The following is a 1,925-nucleotide window of genomic DNA, read 5'->3' on the forward strand; positions in this document are numbered from 1 at the left end:
CCGTGCCCGACCGTCACCTGCACGGACGGTCGGGCACGGGGCTCGGCGGGGGGCTCAGCAGGTCGAGTTGGTCTGCGTCAGGAGCCCCAGCCGCCAGGGCAGCTCGTTGTAGTCACCCGACGCGCCGGGGTCCATGCCCTGGTAGAGGTACCGGAGGCCGCACGGGCTGATCTCCATCGTCTGGTCCGTCCCGGACCTGACCATCTCGCCGTGGCTGATGTCCCGGGTCCACGCCCCGGCCGGGAACGTGACGTTGTTCGACCGCGCGAACGGGTTCGACTCGGTGTCCGCCAGGGCGGTCCAGGAGCCCCTGATCGACGGGGCCGTCCACGACCGGAAGTACCGCTTCCCGTCCGTCCCGATGGCCTCGTGGACCATGAGCCAGCTGGTCTGCCCGGCGAGCTTGTAGACGTTGACGGCCTCGAAGAGGCGGAACCGGTCGGAGTCCTGCATCGCGATCACCGTGTTGGTGAACCCGTTGGGGAAGCTCGACAGGGACGTCTCCGAGCGGTACAGGTGGCCGTTGTCGTCGGACGAGAACAGGTAGCACATGGACGTGTCGCAGACCGTCCAGAAGTCGACCCAGTACCCGTTGCCGATGTTGTCGCGGATGATCTGCGGCTGCGACGAGTAGAAGTTCCTCGGCGCCGACCACGACGACGGGTCGGAGATGGTCGAGGTCGTCGAGTACGAGCCCCCGGCGCCGGTCTGGTAGACGAGGTACCAGAGGTTCTGCGGCGCGAAGAAGAACACCTGGGGCGCCGCCCGGTAGCCGGAGCCGATCGCGGACCGGTCCAGGTAGTACGGCGTCGCGGACGAGGCCTGGGACCAGTCCGTGAAGCTGGTGTAGATCAGGTTGTAGCCGCCCGCGTAGATGGACGCGAAGACGTGCCACTTCCCGTCCGCGTACACCACCGACGGGTCCTTGACCGAGGCAGGGTTGTGCGACGCGTCCGGCTTCGGGCTGATGATCGCCCCGGTGGAGGACCACTGGAAGCTCGACGGGAGCGTGCCCGTCGGGGTGGTGGCGGTCGGTGTGGGCGTGGGTGTCGCGGTGGGCGTCATGGTCGGGGTCGGGGTCGCCGTGGGCGCCACGCTCCCGTTGCAGAGCGTGCCGTTGAGCCGGAAGCTGGTCGGCGCCGGGTTGCTGCCGCTCCACGAGCCGTTGAACCCGAAGTCGACGGTGCCGCCGGTGGCGATCCGCGGGTTGTAGTCGACGTTGCGGGCGGTCACCGCGGAGCCGCTCTGCGTCACGGCTGCGCTCCAGGCCTGGGTCACGGCCTGGTTGCCCGGGAAGGACCAGGTCAGCGTCCACCCGTTGACCGCCGTACCGAGGTTGGTGATGCGGACGTTGGCGGTGAAGCCGTTCGGCCACTGGCTCGGTGCGCTGTAGGCGACCGAGCAGCCGGTGCCCGGTCCGGAGGTCGGGGTGGGTGTCGGCGTCGTGGGTGTCGGGTTCGGCGTCGTGGGAGTGGGGTTGGGCGTCGTCGGTGTGGGGTTCGGGGTGGTCGGGTTCTGGGTCGGGGGCGCCGCGTTCAGCGTGTCGAGCGTCGAGGTGTAGGCGGGCTTCTTGTTGCCGGAGCCGTCGAAGAGCAGCGGGGTGCCCGACGCGCGCCAGGAGTCGGTGTCCCGCACGCCCCACACCGTGATGCCGGTGCAGCGCGCGACGTTGAGGCACGCCTGGACGACGCGACGGTAGTTCTCGGCCTGCGACGAGCCCGATCCCTCGATGTCGAGCTCGGTGATCTGCACGTCCACGCCGAGCGCCGCGAAGCTCGAGATCGTCGTCTGGTAGTTGCTCGGCACCGGGCTCTGCGGGTTGAAGTGCGACTGGAGGCCGACGCAGTCGATCGGCACGCCGCGGGACTTGAAGTCCCGGACCATGGTGTAGACGGCCTGGGTCTTGGCATGGGTCCAGTCGTCGG

General features: G+C 69.2%; 1 protein-coding gene. It reads right to left on the bottom strand.

The annotated features are described in order from the left end of the window. Positions 1-54: 54 nt before the first annotated feature. Positions 55-1,925 (bottom strand): non-reducing end alpha-L-arabinofuranosidase family hydrolase (locus tag CTE05_RS20075; RefSeq protein WP_222595528.1); only part of this gene is annotated, 1,871 nt, incomplete at its 5' end.

This window comes from Cellulomonas terrae (assembly GCF_007990265.1).
Classification (GTDB): domain Bacteria; phylum Actinomycetota; class Actinomycetes; order Actinomycetales; family Cellulomonadaceae; genus Cellulomonas; species Cellulomonas terrae.